This is a genomic window from Mesorhizobium sp. M7A.F.Ca.AU.002.02.1.1 (assembly GCF_003998535.1).
Classification (GTDB): Bacteria; Pseudomonadota; Alphaproteobacteria; order Rhizobiales; family Rhizobiaceae; genus Mesorhizobium; species Mesorhizobium ciceri.
In genome coordinates this window covers 1-431 of record NZ_RZPB01001496.1, presented here as the reverse complement: position 1 = coordinate 431, position 431 = coordinate 1, and the positions used below count along the sequence as shown (strand labels likewise).

Here is a 431-nt window from a genome sequence, read left to right as displayed (position 1 = left end):
AGACAGGAGTAGGGTGGGTTCGAGAGAATTCCAAACACACTCCCTTATTCCCTGCTCCCTTACTCCCCTGAATTCTAATTCCCCAGCGCCAACTGATCCGTGATCTCAAACCGCTCCGAGACGCCGACACGGATCATGTTGAGGCTGCCTTCCCTGGTGAAGCGGAAGTCGCCGGGCGCGTCGGAACCGGCCGGCTGGCCGGCACGGAAAGAGATGATGCGCGTGCCGCCATCGGGCCAGGTCACAGTGATGTTCGCCTTGTCGGCGGTGTGCACCACGCTGACCTTGCAGCGCTCCATCGGCTGGCCGACATAGCGGGCGCAGGGAATTTCGGGGCCAGAAGCCAGCGTCGGAGCGGAATCAAGCGGGACGTCAGGCGCCGCCAGCGCCAGTAGGTACGCATCCTGCATGGCGGCGGGGCCGGTTTCCTC

Annotated in this window: 1 pseudogene; it reads right to left on the bottom strand. The window is 63.6% G+C overall.

Features of this window, described 5'->3' with window-relative positions:
* Positions 1-74 precede the first annotated feature (74 nt).
* A pseudogene (locus EN879_RS38575) lies at positions 75-431 on the bottom strand (SH3 domain-containing protein); the annotation flags it as partial.